Annotated in this window: 17 protein-coding genes; 5 read left to right on the top strand and 12 right to left on the bottom strand. The window is 64.4% G+C overall.

Features of this window, described 5'->3' with window-relative positions; translation table 11 throughout:
- Window positions 1-418: 418 nt before the first annotated feature.
- From AB4Y79_RS08855 to AB4Y79_RS08865, 3 genes are all read right to left on the bottom strand, one after another.
- On the bottom strand, window positions 419-1519 hold the full coding sequence (locus AB4Y79_RS08855; protein WP_441860513.1) for a hypothetical protein: 1101 nt from the start codon (window positions 1517-1519) through the stop codon (window positions 419-421).
- The gene (locus AB4Y79_RS08860) at window positions 1512-2207 is read right to left on the bottom strand and encodes a hypothetical protein (protein WP_441860515.1); all 696 of its coding nucleotides are present in this window, start codon (window positions 2205-2207) and stop codon (window positions 1512-1514) included. The genes AB4Y79_RS08855 and AB4Y79_RS08860 overlap by 8 nt, the downstream gene beginning before the upstream one ends.
- A gap of 169 nt (window positions 2208-2376) precedes the next feature.
- Window positions 2377-2892, bottom strand: coding sequence for a hypothetical protein (locus tag AB4Y79_RS08865; RefSeq protein WP_441860516.1), 516 nt, complete (start codon window positions 2890-2892; stop codon window positions 2377-2379).
- Between the two features lie 330 nt (window positions 2893-3222).
- Between AB4Y79_RS08865 and AB4Y79_RS08870 the strand changes: the two genes are divergently transcribed.
- Together AB4Y79_RS08870 and AB4Y79_RS08875 are read left to right on the top strand one after the other, a co-directional pair.
- Window positions 3223-3696 (top strand): DUF6278 family protein, encoded by a 474-nt coding sequence (locus AB4Y79_RS08870; protein WP_441860518.1) that lies wholly within the window; start codon window positions 3223-3225, stop codon window positions 3694-3696.
- 114 nt (window positions 3697-3810) lie between these two features.
- Complete coding sequence (locus tag AB4Y79_RS08875; RefSeq protein ID WP_441860520.1) at window positions 3811-4314, top strand: GNAT family N-acetyltransferase; 504 nt, start codon at window positions 3811-3813, stop codon at window positions 4312-4314.
- Between the two features lie 898 nt (window positions 4315-5212).
- Here AB4Y79_RS08875 and AB4Y79_RS08880 read toward each other — a convergent pair.
- From AB4Y79_RS08880 to AB4Y79_RS08895, 4 genes are all read right to left on the bottom strand, one after another.
- On the bottom strand, window positions 5213-5767 hold the full coding sequence (locus tag AB4Y79_RS08880; protein WP_441860521.1) for a GNAT family N-acetyltransferase: 555 nt from the start codon (window positions 5765-5767) through the stop codon (window positions 5213-5215).
- Window positions 5768-5948: 181 nt separating this feature from the next.
- Entirely contained in the window at window positions 5949-6425 is a 477-nt protein-coding gene (locus tag AB4Y79_RS08885; RefSeq protein ID WP_441860522.1) for an AAA family ATPase, read from the bottom strand.
- A gap of 5 nt (window positions 6426-6430) precedes the next feature.
- Window positions 6431-7072 (bottom strand): MBL fold metallo-hydrolase, encoded by a 642-nt coding sequence (locus tag AB4Y79_RS08890; RefSeq protein ID WP_441860523.1) that lies wholly within the window; start codon window positions 7070-7072, stop codon window positions 6431-6433.
- Window positions 7069-7659, bottom strand: a complete 591-nt coding sequence (locus AB4Y79_RS08895; protein WP_441860524.1) for a dihydrofolate reductase family protein — start codon at window positions 7657-7659, stop codon at window positions 7069-7071. Before AB4Y79_RS08895 ends, AB4Y79_RS08890 begins: the two co-directional genes overlap by 4 nt.
- A 73-nt stretch (window positions 7660-7732) precedes the next feature.
- Here AB4Y79_RS08895 and AB4Y79_RS08900 point away from each other — a divergent pair, with 73 nt between their 5' ends.
- Together AB4Y79_RS08900 and AB4Y79_RS08905 are read left to right on the top strand one after the other, a co-directional pair.
- The gene (locus tag AB4Y79_RS08900; RefSeq protein ID WP_441860526.1) at window positions 7733-8140 is read left to right on the top strand and encodes a winged helix-turn-helix transcriptional regulator; all 408 of its coding nucleotides are present in this window, start codon (window positions 7733-7735) and stop codon (window positions 8138-8140) included.
- Between the two features lie 379 nt (window positions 8141-8519).
- The gene (locus AB4Y79_RS08905) at window positions 8520-8741 is read left to right on the top strand and encodes a hypothetical protein (RefSeq protein ID WP_441860527.1); all 222 of its coding nucleotides are present in this window, start codon (window positions 8520-8522) and stop codon (window positions 8739-8741) included.
- A 24-nt stretch (window positions 8742-8765) separates the two neighbouring features.
- On the opposite strand, the gene AB4Y79_RS08910 is transcribed toward AB4Y79_RS08905, so the two are convergent.
- The 4 genes from AB4Y79_RS08910 to AB4Y79_RS08925 are packed head-to-tail and all read right to left on the bottom strand — an operon-like array spanning window position 8766 to window position 14326.
- A complete protein-coding gene (locus AB4Y79_RS08910; RefSeq protein WP_441860528.1) occupies window positions 8766-9587 on the bottom strand; it encodes a class I SAM-dependent methyltransferase in 822 nt (273 codons plus the stop codon).
- A 31-nt stretch (window positions 9588-9618) separates the two neighbouring features.
- The gene (locus tag AB4Y79_RS08915) at window positions 9619-10593 is read right to left on the bottom strand and encodes an alpha/beta hydrolase (protein WP_441860530.1); all 975 of its coding nucleotides are present in this window, start codon (window positions 10591-10593) and stop codon (window positions 9619-9621) included.
- On the bottom strand, window positions 10590-11582 hold the full coding sequence (locus AB4Y79_RS08920) for an alpha/beta hydrolase fold domain-containing protein (protein WP_441860532.1): 993 nt from the start codon (window positions 11580-11582) through the stop codon (window positions 10590-10592). Before AB4Y79_RS08920 ends, AB4Y79_RS08915 begins: the two co-directional genes overlap by 4 nt.
- On the bottom strand, window positions 11579-14326 hold the full coding sequence (locus AB4Y79_RS08925; protein WP_441860534.1) for a family 78 glycoside hydrolase catalytic domain: 2748 nt from the start codon (window positions 14324-14326) through the stop codon (window positions 11579-11581). The genes AB4Y79_RS08920 and AB4Y79_RS08925 overlap by 4 nt, the downstream gene beginning before the upstream one ends.
- A gap of 151 nt (window positions 14327-14477) precedes the next feature.
- Between AB4Y79_RS08925 and AB4Y79_RS08930 the strand changes: the two genes are divergently transcribed.
- On the top strand, window positions 14478-15308 hold the full coding sequence (locus tag AB4Y79_RS08930; RefSeq protein ID WP_441860536.1) for an IclR family transcriptional regulator: 831 nt from the start codon (window positions 14478-14480) through the stop codon (window positions 15306-15308).
- A 17-nt stretch (window positions 15309-15325) separates the two neighbouring features.
- Here the strand turns inward: AB4Y79_RS08930 and AB4Y79_RS08935 are convergent, their stop codons facing one another.
- A complete protein-coding gene (locus tag AB4Y79_RS08935) occupies window positions 15326-16828 on the bottom strand; it encodes a family 43 glycosylhydrolase (protein ID WP_441860538.1) in 1503 nt (500 codons plus the stop codon).
- Between the last annotated feature and the right edge of the window lie 11 nt (window positions 16829-16839).

Raw genomic sequence — 16839 nt, forward strand, 5'->3', positions numbered from 1 at the left:
TGAACAAACTGGGGACACTCTTAAAACCGGCCTCAAGTGTTACCCGACGCTAGACCTGCCGTCCGAACTTAAGCAATGCTCTTGATCGAAGCCTTGGACAAAACCCTACGTGTGGACCACCCAGAGGGAGTCCAGCACCGGCCCAAGCAGAACGTCGACGAACGAAACCTACGTCCGGCAGAGGATCCCTGAACGAACGCGATGTTGATCGATGGTCCACGCGTGTCAAAGTGCGATGGTGGAGTCACCCGGATGCCCGCAATGAACCGGGCACTGAAATAACGGCGCCCTTCGCATCTCCGGCTATCGATCAGCTTCGGCGACTCAGCATTGCTTGGCTGAATTCGCTGCCGATCTACGCCTGCCGTAGGTGGTGACGGTGGCCGCCACGATAGGGATGACGAATTCAGTTGCCACGCTAGTACCAGCGGCCCAATAGCGCCCTGTTCGCCGCCTTCAGCACAGCAAAGCCCTCCTCAGGACGGCGGCGTTCTTCGTCTTCCCACCATTCCTCCGCATTCGGCGCGGTAAACATTCTTCGGCCGGCGCTGAAGTTGGTGACCTGCCAGAGCTCAGGGGGTTGGAGCTCGGCGTGCCCGGGACCGAGGACCTGGGCACCGAAGACGCCGGGTATGGAGGTTTTCATAGCGCCGTGGTCGGAAGACAGGACCAAGTCGTTTGGACCGGGGGTTTCCGCCTGGACCAGCACGCTCCGCGCTGACCCCGCAACGCTTGTCCGAACGATGGCCGCGTAGTCATAGCAGGCCGCCATTTCCTCCAGTAGTTGGATGAGCGTCTTCAGTGCTTCTGCCTCGTCAGCTTTGGTGTCGACGCCCGGAATGATCCAGCCTTCCCCGGTGAAGCGCACGAACCTGTCACCGTCATTCGTCGCAAACACAAGTTCGGCCCATCCCACGTCTTCACAGCACCGAGTGATCACCTCTACGGCCTGGTGAGGTTCGCATCGTGACAAGGTGAAATGCAAGCCGGCGAGGATAGGACCAGTCGCACTGCTCTCGGCCCAACGAACGAGACCGTCCACGATGTTCCTGAATTCAGGGGTAGTGGTTGCCCAACGATCCAGGTTCTTCTTTCGCGCACGGAACCGCTGCGGCGTCTCGTTGTTGTCAACGGCGGCATCTACGGCGCATATTGCGGCCGTGAACGCGCTCCTTGATATTCGCGGCCTGGGCCCTAGCTTGTCGGAGCAGGCTGTGACGGTTCCGGTGAAACCTACCGTCGAAATCGCGTCCGCGATCATTTCCGCGATGTCGAGGGCATGGCTGGTCGAATTGACCGGATATACATAGATTGCCGTACCCTGGCTCACTTGGACGGCGTGGAAGAGTTGGTCGGGGTGGTCTGTAATCCTGATTCCCGAGATCGCCCTGTCCATTTCAGCTGCCGAAGGTTGCGGTTCCGACGTTGGGGCGCAGAGGTACCCCTGGGTGAACAGTGCATCGGTATTCACCCTCTTAATCATGGCCGTGTCGATGACTATTCCGGGATGATTATCCATTGAGTGTCCCCTTGAAGCTGTAGGTTCTCCAGGCGTCTCGGGTGATGTCTGTGGTCATATCGAACCGGTAGTTGCCAAGAAACGGCCGCAAGTCGAAAGTCACGGGCAAGGAACCCAAGGCCGTGACCAATACTGCAGCGCCGATGGTCATGAACCATCCGAACAGACTGTCTCCACGTCTAGCGAAATTTACGGCTTGAGGAATGAAGAAGGGCGGCATCTTCGGTTGCACCAGTAGCTGGGCGGCAATGTTCTTGCGGAGTTGCACCGCAGCGGCCCTGACGACCGAAAGATGCTCGGCATCTAGTGGTGCTTTTCCGGCGATCTGCCCGCGGATGCGCTTTCGTTCGTCGCTCTCCAACGAGAGCAGCACGTCGATCCTTCCGAACTGCACAGCCGGTACAACTTTCTTAGCGTTGTAGATCAGCTCGCCAATCAAGGCCGTACATGCGGCGAGTGAAATCCCAAATCCCAGAAGGACAGGTCCTTTGTCTGCAGTATCCGGGAAAATCAGGGCTCCAATTCCTGCCCCCACAGCGACCGAGACGACCAATCCAAGCGGAAAGTAGCGGGTGTAATACGTCTTTATGGCCTCACCGAGGCCGTTGTCCTGGACGCCCTCGACTCGCCGCATGACCACTGTCCAGCGCTCATTGGACTCGGCCATAAGATCGTCAATGCCACTCATTGTCTTCTTCCTATGAATATTTCTAACGCAAAGAGGAAAGCGCTGTAAGCCCAGCTGACCAAATCTTGAGAAAAGACTATGAGGAAAGAGAGGCCAGGGCCCGAAAGCCGGTCGGCTACCGGACGTGTTTTCGCGTTCGATTGGGGATCGGCTTACGGGCGCTGGGGTCTTAGCGCCGGGTCGTGAACTGAACCTGGATGCGCATGAGCTCGGCTCGCGGAAGCACTGCGGTCACCACCCCGCCGCCTGCCAGTTGGGCTCCGATACCGTAGACGAACGGGTCCGTATCGACCTCTGCACCGGGCATATCGACTCCGTTGATGAGGGTCCTGGCCTGGCTGTTGACCATCCGGCCGGTGACTGTGGGGGCGTGCTGGTCCCACGGGTTGCTGCCCGGCCAGAGCTCTTGCCGATATTGGTTCATGAGGATGTGGTTGACATGGTCAACCAACAGGCTTCGAACCGAAGAACGCTCGGATGGATCGCGGTGCCAGGTGGTTCGCACGGCCTCCTCAAGTTGCGGGTAACGCAGGCGCTCCACGTACTCGATCAGCCAAGGGGGCCGCGGCCATGGCGGAACTTCCTCGATCGATCTGCGTGTCTTCTCGTTGAGGTCCGCGAGGTTTACCGGATCTGAGCGGTCATCCGGGTTTCGCCAGAGCGTATAGGTGATGCTCGCCGTCATCTCGTTGTACCCACGATCATCTTGGCCACAGGTCACACCAACGCTGTCGGTGTCCTCCAACGATGGTTGAGGCGCGAGCCCCATCACCGGAATTGGCATCAGCTTCAGGCGCTCGGCCCATCCGGCCCGCGGGTCAGGAGCGTCTGAGGGGAGAATGCCAGCCGCTCTCATGCCTCGACTATGAACCAAACGAGGGAACCTGTAAATAAGTGAAGAGTTTTAGGCCTTAAATGTCCCGGTGAGGGATCCGCAACGGAGCGCCGCAATTCCCTTTGGTCCCTTCCTAATTGGCGGTGCCGCTCGAGGACCGCAGCCGGGTAGCATGACGGCATGCCTGACCGGGACGAAACCGAAGAGCCGCTTCAATCACTGCCTCCAGGGATGGCCCGGAGATATGCAGAGTACAAGCCAGCTACCGATGAGCCGTCGCCTCCACCGACAAATGTTGGAGGCTATGACGAACTCCTCCACTACGTCCGCGGGAAAGGAATAGCCCTTCCCCGCTCGCGCGAGGGCCTCGCCGTAATTGATGCCTTGAGTGAGGACCCGGAGGCCAAGAAGGACCTTACGGGACTCACGGTGGCCATTGGGATGTTCTACGGAGACGTCCTCACTCACGCCATCCCGGGAGCCCACTGGGAAGTTGTCGAAGAGGGCTCGCCAGTGGTCCGCATAAGCAGGAACACAAGCGTTTCGGTTATCCATGTGGCTCAACGACGGATTGATGTGGGGCTGCCGACCCTGGCGATGAATTACGACCACGCACTTGATCACATTGGCCGCGACGAACCTCAAGGGATGTGAGGTTAGTAGGTCTGTGAGGACCAGTGCGTCCGTGCCGACCGAGGACCGGGCATCCACGCGTCCGGTGAAGGATCGGCTTGCGGGCTTAGCAGCCATTGGAAATAGAGTCATTGCATGCCAACCCCACAACCGACTGATCGATTGCAATTCCGTGAGATGACGGATGCGGACCTCGACAACATGGCCGCGTTGCTCGGAGATCCCGAGGTGATGCGCTTCTACCCCGCACCCAAGTCTCGGGAAGAAGCAGCAAGCTGGATCCAATGGAATCGTGAGAACTACGCGGAGCACGGGTACGGCCTATGGATCGTCGAAACGCACAACGGAGAGTTCATAGGCGACTGCGGCCTGACCTGGCAGCAGGTGAACGGCGCACAGAAGCTTGAGGTCGGGTACCACGTGCGCTCTGAGCTGCACGGCCAAGGGTTTGCGACAGAAGCAGCCGTTGCTTGTCGCGACTACGCCCGAGAAGATCTTGTAGCCAAGGAACTGATAGCCATCATCCATCCGGATAACCGCTCTTCAGAGCGGGTGGCTGAGAAAATTGGAATGCACCGCATCGCTGATGATCGAGGCGGGAATATCCCCTTCCGAACAGTTCTGAGTATGCAGCTGTAGATGGTCCGAGGCCGCCCGCTGGAGGATCCCTAACCGGGCAGTTTCGTTCTCCTGCCATGACTTTCGCGGCTGCCGCAGTGAGGGATCTCTATACGGGCAGCCTGCTTCGCCGACAGCCCGCGAGAGAAGACGTATCGTGGACGCATGTCGGTCCTCGTGGAAGTCATCGTGGCTGTCGTTCAGGGCGCTCTCGAGGCCGTAGGTGACCTTCTTTTGCACCGGAACTCAGGCGATAACCAGGACGAAGAGTGATCTGAATCAGCCTGGTGCAGCCCAGATGGTGACCGGTAAAGGGTCCTTTGGCGGGGACCCGGGCCGGCATTGCGGACCTCAGTCAAAACACTAAATCCATTCGATAGCAATACTGGTTTCCAGGGTTATCGTGAATAGGTGCCCCGTATCCTGCCCTTGCCTTTACTGCCGCTTCTACTCGTGGTGACGTCTTCCCTGGCTGCCTGCTACACGCCGTCGTGTTCCACATCTCTGAAACCAAACATTCTCACGATTGATTTCACTGCTACAGGGCAACCCGTGGACGGCCTCGACTTCGAGGTTGACTGCCCGGGTAAGAGCGACTGTTTCGAGAAGTCTGCGGGAAGGCGCTTCAGCGCATCCACCCAAAACGTAGTCGAGGTGTGGCCTGGGATCAGAAACGTCCACGTGGTTGTGTATGAAAAGGGCGGTCAGTCAGCTCTTCTTGAGAAGACTCTAGATCCAGTCCCGTGGGATCCACCCACCAAGCCCAACAGTTGCCAGGTACCAGGCAAAGCGGTGCTGAAGCTTTAGGCGTACGGGTCATTTCGCCTCACAAGTAGGCATAAGCCCGGAGCCGGGATAGACGCGTTCTTCCAGTTTTACGTAGCCGCCCGGAAGAGGATCCTCCACTGGGACTGCTCTGTCACCAGGGCGTTCCCCGCAGATCGATGTCACCTTTTGGCCACTCACCCGCGTCGCGTTTGGCGGAGCAGATCAGGTTCGTGCCGCACTTAGACACGACGACGGACCTCTGATCCAACCGGGACAAACATCGTTCCGTGGCATAGACCTCCACCCACCCGGCTGACTCATAAAACGGCACCACTTCCCTTCGGCATCCGAGAAAGCCAAACTCGACTCCGGGCTCACCGCGCATCACCTTTTGAGCGTGCCGCATTACTCGCCGCCCGAGACCCGTACCGCGGGAGCCTTCATCGACTAAGACACCTCCGGTGCCGGCCACCACGACGTCATCGGCGCCCACTCCGATCCGGCGAATTTGAAATCCCACATGAGCAGCCAAAGCTTGGCCGCGGAACGCCAGGACGTGAGTATCTGCAGGCGAATAGCCGTAGGGTGCGTCGGGGTTCCACGGGCCAAATTCGTTCCGGTACTCGCTGTCGAAAAGGCTCTGGAGCGCATCAAGCTCCGTTGCAGCGAGGTCGACGTGTCTTCGTACGCGAATGACTTCAGTCATGGTTTCAGCCTATGTCTCCGAATCGGCGCTAATCTCGGCAGGTGAATGCCCGTTAGTCGATCGGCATACGCCCACATAGATCAGTTTCCCCTTCCACCATGAGCTGCGACGCAAGGTACTGATACTGACCGGGGGCACCTGAAGAGCGCAATCCGCTGCGACGCCGGGTTCGTTGCTGTGGCTACGCTCCAATGATTTCGAGCGGCCCCTCCCCGGGCGTCGGCGGCTCGAATCGTCTGAAGTACTCCGTAGCCGTCTGCTCTGTTAGCGGCCAATCGTCCGCTTGCTTGCCATGCCGGTCACCGACGCGGCTCAAGATGGTCTCCAGACTCGTCGCGACGTAAACAGTTTCAGGCACAACGCCCTGCGGCTCGAGCAGTGCACGGAACTCGTCGCGTTGTCGTCGATACCAGAATCCGAAGTCGAGCACGACATCGTTCCCCGCCGCGACATGGCGCAGCAAGCGGGCCTTCAGGTCTGCTGCAACTTCGGCGACAACCTCTGCGGAGGGCATCGTTCTGATTCCCCGATTCCAGTACTCCACCTCAAACGACAAACGTGTCCAGCCCTCGCGCTCCAAACGCTTGGCGAAGGTAGTCTTTCCTGCACCACCCGGCCCGCACATCATCACGACGCGGCACACCCGGATCTTGTTCACTGTGCTCAGCCCCGCGCCGGCACGGCCGGACGCCAGGGAGCGTCTTGGTGGGAGAGCCACACTTCGCTCGGGTCAAGGCTGCGGATAAGGTGCTGCGCCTCGGTTGCAGGTTGGTCCAGTTCGCCGTAGAACACGGCACTGTCGCCACAGAGCACAGAGGGACGATGGCCTGTCTCGACCACGACGATCTGGGACCCCGCCGAGTGTCCAGGGGCGCGAATGAGACGAATACCCGGAAGGAGTTCCAGTTCCCCGTCCACCAACGTGTAAGTGGCGCCCGGGGCATCCACCCAGTCCAGGATCGTGTACTCGCCCGCATGCGCCTCGATGTACTCGGCCCGCTGCACATAGATTGGCCGCCCGGGGAAAAGATGATTGCCTCCCACATGGTCGAAGTGCAGGTGGGTGTTGACGACTATGTCGATGCTGTCGGGGTCGAAGCCGGGCAGTTCGTTCAGCGGCTGGATGCGAGGGTCCATATCCGCGACAGCAGGGTGCAGCTGGGTGAGCCCCGTGTCGACCAGGATGCGGGCATCCTGGTGATCGAGAACGTGCACGTTGATGGGCAGACGCTGGTCGCCGGCCTGCAGATCACCCACCCGGAGGCGGGTGATGGTGGTGTGCGTCGAACGAGCGGAATCGGTCACCGTTCCTCCTTCATCGACAGCACCTGGTATCGGTGCATCGTCACACCGGACGAGAACCTCTTTTGCTCCAGCAGCTTCAGGTCGATCGGCCTGTCGTTATCGTCGAACAACGGGCGGCCAAAACCGAGGATGCTGGGGTGGGTGTAGAGCAGTAGCTCATCGAGCAAGCCTGCGCGCAGGAGCTGGGACGCCACCGTGGCCCCATCGACGGCGATTCTCCCGTCGGTCTCGGCCTTGAGCCGGGAGAGCTGACCTATGGTGTCGCCTTGGCCGATGATCCGGGTGTGGTAGTCAGCGCTGGTGCGGGTGCTGGACACCAAGACTTTAGGGGTGGCGACCCAGATCCGGCCATACTCCCGCGTAATGCGGGGAGCAGACGCATCGTCGGCGGCGTCCGGCCACGCCTTTTCCATAATCTCGTAGAAGACCCGCCCCTGGACAAACATGGCGAGGCGCCTCGCTTCGTCATTGAAATGCTGGTGCAGCTCCTCGTCGATTTTCAGCCACGACCCGGCTCCGTGATCGCCGGGCACTTGCTCGATCAGCAGATCGACAGAGGTATTCATGTTGTAGATGAAGCGGCCCATCGCGCGACCAATCTATAGTGGTTGTAAGTTGCAATCACTATAGATTGTTGAAGTCCAGTGTCAAGGAGGACCCATGGAGAGCACTTCGGACCATATCGCCGATGCGGCAGACATCTTCGGTGACCGGTGGACCCTGCTGATCCTTCGCGACGTGGTCTTCGAGGATCGACGAAACTTCCGTTCGCTCCTGCTCGGCTCCCGCGAGCGGATAGCATCCAACATCCTCGCTGATCGGCTCGTTCGGCTCGTCGAAGCAGGTCTTCTGGTGCGAGGCGAGGGGCGCCGAGGGCAGCGGGCGACGTACAGCCTCACCGAGGCCGGCATCCAGTGCGTGCCGATCCTCTACCAATTGGCCGAGTGGAGCGCCCAGTGGCGGGGAACTGGAGGATCCGGGCAGCCCCGGATATCGAACATGGACGAATCGATGACCACGCTGATTGCGGAGCTGAGGGGTCGCCACATCGGCGAAGATGCATCGTAGCCGCGGGAGCCATCATCCGGGCTGGAATCGGCCACGCTCGAGCTGAGAGGGAGGTGCCGATCGTGCGTCGGAAACAGGATCTTGGGCAGCCCCATGAGCAGTCGTTTTGGTGGGTGTTGAAGCCCGCGGCGGGGTCCCTTCCCCGCCGATCCGCTAGCCGATTGGCTAACGGGAGCTCGTGGATGGCGAGCTGATGTATGCGGCGCGAGGGCACCGCCAAAACGCCCACGAAGGCGCCGAGCAGGCCGATATAGCTGCCGGTCATGAAGCTGCGGTGAAGCTTTGAGTTTCGCTTCGTCGTGTGGCGGCACTGGCGGTCTCGACGCTTCCTCGCTGACAGCGCCTTTCCATCGGCCAAACCCGGGTGAAGGATTGCAATATGAACACAATTGAGTGGTGGCCCAAGTTAGATTCCGAGGCGCAGGCGTGGCTAATTGAGCACAACGGCGAGGTTATTGCCGAGGACGTGGTGAACAAGATCGCGGCGGCCGGCGGAGTTGTAACATCGCACGCCTGGTGGATCGGCGACCAGACACCCGAGGGCATTTACCTCTCCGACGAAGCAGTCGATTGGATCGAGGAAACTGCCAACGGCGAATGAACCCTGGGGTCCGGCAAGAGGAGCTCAGGTCTTAGTACACACGAACATCACCGTCCGGATCCGCCGCTCGGCGAGGTTGGCCACCTGGTTGACCGTCATCTGCGCGAAGCTGTCGCCAAGGAAGGCCGCAAACGTCACCGGCGGTGGCCCCTCGCGCTGGATTTTGGCACGCATGTGCTGGAACCAGGAAAGGCTTTCGTCCGAGGAATCAATTTCCGAAATAACGTCGAATCCTGCCGAGGGGAGCAACCGGCGCATGTCCTCCAGGGTCGCGGGAAAGCTTGTTGAGGAGTCAGCGGCCCACGGCACCGGGTAGTGCACTTCACCTCCTTCGCCCTGCAGTACGTCGTAGACCACAAACCTGCCGCCGGGCCGGAGGACGCGGAACGCTTCGGCATACAGCGCAGGCTTATCCGGGATGTTCATCGCCACGTGCACGGTCATCACCGCATCCACAGACTCATCCGGCAGACCGGTGGCCGTGGCGTCCCCCACCTGGAAGCGGGTGCGGCCGGACAACCCTGTCCACTCTGAGAGAGCCGACGCTACCTCGCAGAATTCAGGCGTGAGGTCGATTCCTGTAACGGTGCACCCGCTCATCTCGGCCAGCGTCCGTGCGGGGCCTCCCAGTCCGCTGCCGAGGTCAAGCACACGGGAGTCTGCAGTGAGGGCGAGTGCCTCGATGATTTCCAGGGTGGCCCTGCGGCCACGGATATGGAACTCGTCAACAGCAGCGAGATCGGCCGCTCGCAGCGTTTTGCGGTCCACGCCGGCCGCGTCCAGGGCAGAACTGATCGCCGCCAAAAGTCTCCCAGGCCCGGTGTAAAAGGCGGAGATTTGGTTCATGGCGCCATCCTCACACCGGGTAGCCGCGGGGTCAACGAGGAGCTGTATGCGCCGCCGCCAGTTCCCGGGCCAGGAAATCCAGCGCCGCCTGCCCCTCCGGCAGTCCGGCGGTGTGGTTAAGGTGGCCGTGGACCGCGCCCCGGGCGAGGAAATAGGACACCGGTACCCCTGCCTGCTCCAAAGAAGAGGCGAACAGCTCAGTCGAGCCGCGGGCGTCGTCGTACTCGCATGCCAGGAGCGCGGTGGGCGGAAGTCCGGCAGGGTCGGCGTAACCGGGCATCGCATAGGACGGTGCCATGCTGACAGGTCCGCCCACGTAGTTCTCCGCCGTGCGGATGCAGTCCTCCAGGGTGAACCGCAAATGCCGCGGCAGCCCGGCCATGACCGCCTCGTCCAGGCCGCCGGCCGGCGGCGGGAGTTCGGCGTGCAGGAAGGGGTAGGCCAGCAGGAGCTTGGCCGGCAGCGGCTTGCCGGCGTCAATCAGGTAGAGCGCGGCGCCCACGGCCAGGTTGCCGCCGGCACCGGCCCCGCCCAGGCAGAGCAGGTCCGGATCCAGCCCCAGGGATCTGGCGTTCTTCCGAGCCCAGAACCACCCCGTCAGAGCATCGTCATGCGGTACCGGGTAGGACACGCCGTCCCGCGCCAGCCGATAGTCCACGGACAGCACCGGCGTCCCCTGGTCCGCGAGCACCCGGGCCAGGTAATCCGATTCGGGGATGTCCACGCTGCCGCTGACGAAGCCGCCGCCGTGCAGCCACACCATCGCCGGGCTGCCGGCTCCGGCCGCTTCGCCGTAGATCCGGATGGCCACCGGCCCGTGCCGCCCGTCGGCAGTGACGGTGCAGATGGGGACGTCAGGCCCGGGCGTCCGGACGGCGTCCGGGTTCAGGAATCGCGGGCCTTCGGGGCTGGCAAGGTATTCGGCGAAACCGTCGGCGGCTCCTTCCGGGGCGCCGGCCGGGGAAGCCTCCGGGGACACTGCTGCTGGTTCTGTTTGTGGCGTCATGGCCTGCCCAGTTTCCGGGAGAAGTAGTCCACACCGGCGGCGAGGATGCCGGCCATCCGGTCTTCGGCGCCGAAGAAGCAGTGGTCGGCGCCCTTGACGGTCACCACCTCATGCTCCACTCCTGCCTCGGCGAGCGCGGCGGCCAGCAGCTCGGTCTGCGGATGCGGGACCAGCCCGTCGGAGTCACCGTGGACCAGCAGGAACGGTGCGGCGCCGGCGCCCACGTAGCTGACCGGGCTGGCCGCGGCCAGCAGCTCCGGGTCATTCGAGCCGCCCACCAGCATGTGGTTGGGCTGCAGGGACATGCCCGGCGGGACGGCCGCGGTCAACGCCTCGGGGAAGAGCCCCGCGGGCATGGCCATCGGCGGAAGGTCCGCCAGCGAAGAAACACCATAAAAGTCGACGACGGCGCTGACGCTGCTGGGGTGCCCCTGCGCACCGAGGCAGCCTTCCAGGTCGCCGCGGTTGCCCGTGAGCCCCAGGAGCGCCACCAGGTGGCCGCCGGCGGATTCGCCCCAGGCACCGAACCGGTCGGGGTCGATGTTGAGCTCATCCGCGTATTCGCGCAGGTAGCGGATGGCGGCCTTGAGGTCGTGGAGTTGCGCGGGGAAAGGCGCCTCGAGGGAGTGCCGGTAGTCCGCGGTGGCGCAGGCAATGCCGGCCTCGTTGAGCAGCCGGAACACGGAGTCAGGCGCGAAGGTGGGCGGGAGTTCCCGTCGGTCGCCCAGCTGGAACGCTCCGCCGTGCACCCAGAGGACCAGCGGCACAGGGCCGGACGCGTGCCGCGGCAGCCAGATGTCCATTTTCAGGGGCCGGAAGCCGATGGCCCGGGCATACGTGACTTCCCGGTGCACGGCCGACACGTCCGAGACCGGCTCCGGTGTTCCGGGCGCGTCAAAGACCGGGAACGGCGGAACGTCCCTGCCGCCGGGCCGGGAAACATCCGGGCGGGACGGGTCGAGTACCTCGGTAGCGTCGTCCACTGTCATAGTGTGCTCCTCATCAGCTCGGGTTTGGCAGCGCTGCCGCGGGTGGCGGCAGCGAAAGTATGGGTTCCAGGCCCGACGACGACGGCCGGCTGGCCGGGCAGCAGCACCTCCGCGGTGGAGCCGGTGGGGATCGTGGCAGTGAGCGTCAGCCCGGCGTCGTCCTTCAAGCCCCTGGATGCCGCGTCCGCGGACCGGGCCCACTCCACCTGGATCAGGCCGCGCGGCCCCAGGTGCGAGGTGGCCGCGGAGGTCAGTCCGGCACCGGGGCGCGGCTCGATGATGATCCGCTCCCAGCCGGCGCTTCCTGCCGCCTGGCGCAGCCCGGCCGTGTACCGGTGCAGGAAGGTCACCACGGCGCCCTTGCTGTAGTGGTTGAGGGACTGGTGTGCGGTGCCGGCGGCGTCGATGCCGTTCCACAGTTCCCATACGGTGGTGGCGCCGCGGTCCACCATGGCCAGCCAGGACGGTTCGGAATCCTGCATCAGCAGTTGGTAGGCCAGGTCCACCTCACCGTTGTCGGCCAGGACCGGTAGCAGGTAGGGCGTGGCCAGGAAACCCGTGCCCAGGTGGGTGCCCGCGTCCCGGATCAGCTCCCCCAGTTGCGCCGTGACCCCGGCGCGGCGTTCCGTGCCAACCAGGTCGAAGGCCAGGGCGCGGACGCAGTTGGCCTGGCTCGGTTGGGTGACGTGGCCATCCGGGCCGAGGTATTCCGTTTCCCAGGCGTCCCGGATCCGGGATGAAAGTTCCGCCAGCTCTGCCGCCTCGTCGTCGCGGCCCAAGACACTGGCGATGCGTGCCATCAGGTCCGTGGTGTGCCGGTAGCAGGCGGTGGCCACGATGCCATGGTCGGCGTTGCGGGCAGCGAACAGGTCCGGCTCGGGTCCGTCCGGTTCCATCCATTCGCCGAAGTGGAAGCCGGTGTCCCACAGGTATTGCTCGTGCGGTGCCGGATCGGGGATTGCGGCAGCACGGGCGGGGTGCCGCCGGGTCTCGGCGGAGGTCCGGACGAAGCCGAGCCAGCGGTTCATTGCATCCCGGTTTTCGGCCAGGATCGAGGCGTCACCGGTGGCCAGGTAGATCTCCCACGGCACCATGACGATTGCGTCGCCCCAGCCGGCGGAGCCGTTGGTGAAGCCCATGAAGTCGGCCGAGGTGACGGCGGGCCCGGCCGACGGTGAAATGTTGGCGATGACGCCGTTCTCCCATTGGTCCGCGCGGACGTCCCGCAGCCATTTGCGGGAGAAGCCGGTGACGTCATACAGGTACGCGGCGGTGGGGACGAACAGCTGCCAGTCTCCGGTCCAGCCGGCCTTTTCCCGCTGCGGGCAGTCGGTGGGGACCTCGCAAGAGTTGCCCAGGAAGCTCCATTCCACGATGTCGTGGAGCTTGTTCAGGCGCCCGTCGCTGCAGCGGAAGGTGCCGATGCGTTCCAGGTCCGTCCGGACCAGGCAGGCCGTGATGTCTCCGGGGTGCAGGTCCTGCGGAAGGCCCTGGACGGACACGTACTGGAAGCCGTGGGTGGTGTGGCGGGGTTCGAAGACCTCGCCAGGGGCGCCGGAGGAGACGACGGTGTCCACCTGGCCGGCGTCGAGGAAGGCTCCGGGGGTGCGGAAATCGTACGGCCGCAGGTGGTCCCGGGTGACCTCGCCGTCTCCGCCCAGGGCCTCGCCGTATTCCAGTGTGACGGTTTCGCCCGGCGCCGCCAGCTTGGTGAGGCGGACCCAGCCGTGGAGGTTCTGGCCGAAGTCCACCACCTGGTTGCCGTTTGAAAGGCGGGTGATGGAAACGGGGGTGAGTTCGCGGGTGACCCGGGTGGGTGGGGCGAGGGGACCGGCTAGTGCGCCCACGCTGCCGGGACGGACGACGGCGGGACGGGGCCCTGGTGCGTGCGGGGAGGCGGGTGCCGTGCCTCCAGAAGGTGCGCGGCCGGCGTCGTCCGTTCGAAAATCGACGCGCTGGCCTGCCATGAGGTCCGCGCTGGTGATCTCCGTGGCGGACACCTGCCACGTCGCGTCGGTGCCGATGACCTGCCTGCCTGCCGCGGACTCCACCTCCAGCTGCGCCAGGAGGGCCGTGTGCGTGCCGTACATGTCGGCGTCGCGCGTGTAGCCGAAGCTGCCGCGGTACCAGCCGTCGGTGAGGATGGCTCGGATGGTGTTGGCGCCTTCGCGGAGCAGGCCCGTGACGTCATGGGCCTGGACTTGGAGGGTGGTGTTGTAGCTGGTGGAGCCGGGGGTGAGCTGCTGGTCGCCGACGCGGCGGCCGTTGATGAAGACCTCGTAGATGCCGTGGGCGGTGGCATAGGAGCGGGCCTTCTCCGGGGCGGCATCCAGCGTGAAGTTCTTGGTGAGGGCCCAGCCGGGCCGCTCCCCGGGGGCGGGGACTTCCTCTTCGCCGGGCCCGATCCACTTCGCAGTCCAGTCGGAGGCGTGCAGGAGGCCGAGCTCCACGGGCATCGGTTCGGACCAGCCGCTGGCCGCTTCGGTGCCCGTGTGGCCGATGTTCCAGGTGCGGACCCGCCATTCAAACCGGCTGCGGGAATCCAGTGCGGGGCCGCTGTAGGGGATGCCGCTGCTTTCAGCCGACTCCACCCTCCCGGTGTCCCAGCCGTTGCCGGCCGTGATCCGGTACGCGACCTGGCGGACGGTTCCGGCGGACGGTGTCCAGCTGAGCCGCGGTTCGCGGATGGTCAGGCCCATCGCCTCGGACAGGTGTTCGGCCCGAAGCCGGGTGGCGGCGGTCATGCGGCGGGACTCCTGGAGTGCGGTTGCTGGGAGTTCCAGCTTCGTGTGCCACCACCTGTCCCCCACAGGGTGCTTTCAATGGTTGGAATAGTATTGTGGTTCAGCTCACTGCGAGCCACCCCAACTATCGACGGCGCTAGGAACCACTGCCATGACTGCCACCCCCGAAACGGACACCCCGCCTGCCCGCGGCAAGCGGCCAAAACAGGGCGAGCCGGTCATTGACCGGGCGCTGAGCCTGCTCGCCGTCTTCTCGGACCGGCGCCGGGCGCTGACCCTGTCCGAGTTGGCCCGGTACGCGGATATGCCGGCGCCCACGGCGCTGCGGCTGATCGCCCGGCTGGTGGCGTGGGGTGCTTTGGAAAGGCTCGACGACGGCCGCTATGTGGTGGGCGTCCGGCTGTGGGAGGTCGCGTCGCTGTCGCCGCGCGGGCATGGGGTGCGGGAGATCGCGCTCCCCTACCTGGAGGACCTTTTCGAGGTCACGCGGCACCACGTCCTGCTGGCGGTGCGGGACAACGAGCAGGCGGTGCTGATCGAGCGGCTGTCCGCGAAGGATGCCACCGAGGTGGCGTACCGGGTGGGCGGCCGCGCACCGCTGCGGTCCACGGCCATCGGCCTGGTGCTGCTGGCCGGAGCGGACCAGCAGTTCCAGGAAACCATCCTGAAGCGGCCGCCGGAGATCGAACCCGGCGTATCCGAGATGCCGGAGGGCCAGTTGCGCCGGACCTTGTCCGATGTGCGGCGCACCGGCATCGCCATGATCCGCCGCAGCCTGCCGTCCCGGACCGTGTCCGTGGCATCGCCCATCTTCGACGCGCAGGGCGCCGTTGTGGCTTCCCTGTCCATCGTGGTTCCGGACGGCTCCACGCCGCCGAACGTCCTGGCCCCGGCAGTCCGCGCCGCCGCCAGGGCCGTGTCCCGCAACCTGGGCTTCCAGGCGCAGGTGAGCACCGACGTCAGGACGCACTCGCAGGGGTAGGGGCGGCGCCGGCAGGGTCAGTCCTTGCCGCAATACTCCAGACGGCGAAGGACGATTTCCCCTTCCACGGCGAACGCGCCGAAGACGCGGCCGGTGAAGGCCTTGGCGGTTTCGAACGCCCAGTGCCTGCCGTCCAGTTCTGTAAGCCGGACCTCGTCAGTGTGGCCTTCCGAAAGCGCGTCCGGCGCTGCAGCGCGGGCGACGAGGCGGAGCCTGTCGCCGCCCACGGCCCCGGCCCTGAAGTCCCGCGACGGCGGTTCGGTCAGGATCGCCAGTTCAACGTCGCCGTGCGGCAGCGTCGCCTCCCAGGTGCGGTCAAAGCCGGCGACGACGGCCCTCGCCGTGATCGTGACGCCGCCGCCGCCGTTCCGGGTGGCTTCGATGCCGAACCAGTTGTCCTCGGCATTGCGCACGGCGATGCCGCCCGTCCCCGAACTGACGTCCAGCACAGCCCGGAATTGGATGCCGAGGTGACGCTGTCTTTGTCCGAGAAAAGCGGGCCGGGGTGCATCAAGGGCGCTCCCGTCGCCGCTGATGACCAGCCCGCGGGCGGTTGGCGTGGTGAAGTCCGCCGGTGTCCGCCGGACTCCAATCCAGGCCGCGCCATCCAATCCGGCACCCCCGGTGAAGTCATACTGGGCCTGTTCCGGCGGGACGCCGCCCAGCACGGGCATGCTGGGATGCGGCCAGCCGTCAACCCAGTCCACCGGGGTCAGGAACGTCTCGCGGCCCAGCGGTGAGAACGCCTGGGTGAGGCCCACGGGACGGACGCCCAGCAGCACCATGGCAGTCCCGCCGTCGGGCAGCTCCACCAAGTCCGCATGCCCAGTGTTCTGGATGGGCGAGCCTGTGCCGGCTGCGGTCAGGATGGGATTGTGCGGCGCCGGCTCAAAGGGTCCGTCCGGGCGGCGCGAACGGGTCACGGTCACGGCATGGCCCCTGTCCGTCCCGCCCTCGGCCACCAGCAGGTACCACCAGTCCCCGCGCCGGTAGAGGTGCGGGCCTTCGGGCGCGTAGAGGCCGCTGCCGGACCACAGAGGTCTCGGCTTTTCGAGCGCGGTCCCGGTCCCAAGTTCCACCCGTACTTGCTGGATCGCTTCGGGGTGCCGTGCGAACGTCACGTATGCGGTCCCGTCGTCGTCCCAGGCGAGATCGGGGTCGATGCCGTCCACAGCGTCGATGACAGTCCCGTCGCTCCAGGGCCCGGCGGGGTCGGTGGCAGTGAACACGACACAGCCGCGGCCGCCCAGGAACACCGAGACGATCAGATAGAACACGCCATCCCGGTATCGGAGCGTCGGCGCCCAGACACCGCCGGGCGTCGGGACGTTGGCAACGTGGACCTGCTCCTCACGCGTGGCCACATGCCCGATCAGCTCCCAGCTTTGCAGGTCCTGGCTGTGATAAACCGGCAGTCCGGGGAGGTATTCGAACGATGACGTCACCACGTAGTAACCGTCCGGGGTACTGACAATGGTCGGGTCCGGGTTGAAGCCGGGAAGGATGGGGTTGGAGTGCATCCAGCCATCCT

This window comes from Pseudarthrobacter sp. YAF2 (assembly GCF_052113345.1).
In the GTDB taxonomy this organism is placed as follows: domain Bacteria; phylum Actinomycetota; class Actinomycetes; order Actinomycetales; family Micrococcaceae; genus Arthrobacter.